Below are 565 nucleotides of genomic sequence, written 5' to 3' on the forward strand. Positions count from 1 at the left end.
TGAACCATGTGGAGGCAATTATACCGGTCAGCGCTTCCGTATACAAAATTGACGAGAGCAAATTTAGTTATAACAAGGATAGCGACCAGTGGTTTTGTAACATGGGAAATTATACAATAGATAAAAAGTGCGGCAAGAACAGCCGGGGGCAAGAATTTCTAAGATATAAATTTGATAAGGCTATGTGTAAAAATTGTTCTCATAAAATAGAATGTGCCGGAAAATCAGCGGCTGTAAAGCGGTTAGATGTTGGAATGAATACGGCTGAATATTATGAGTATAGTCAACGAGCAAGCACGCCGGAATTTAAAGAAAAATACAAAAAGCGCGCAAGCCATGAATGGAAAAACGGTGAGATGAAACATTTCCATGGATTAGACCGTGCCCGAGGGTATGGTCTAAAAAGTATGAGTATGCAGGCCAAGTTAACCGCTTTAGCGGTCAATTTAAAAAGGATAGCCGCCTTGGTATCCTTATATCTTCTTATTTTAACCCCCAATTGCTTAAAATTAAGAAATTCACCAAATGGTGTAGCAAGACAAGCTTATTTTGCCGCTTAAAAAAA

Annotated in this window: 1 protein-coding gene; it reads left to right on the forward strand. The window is 38.6% G+C overall.

Features of this window, described 5'->3' with window-relative positions; genetic code table 11:
* A partial coding sequence (locus Ga0466249_RS25920) for a transposase (protein WP_215832383.1) occupies positions 1-560 on the forward strand: 560 nt, incomplete at its 5' end.
* Positions 561-565 lie beyond the last annotated feature (5 nt).

The organism is Pelorhabdus rhamnosifermentans, from assembly GCF_018835585.1.
GTDB classification, from domain to species: domain Bacteria; phylum Bacillota; class Negativicutes; order UMGS1260; family UMGS1260; genus Pelorhabdus; species Pelorhabdus rhamnosifermentans.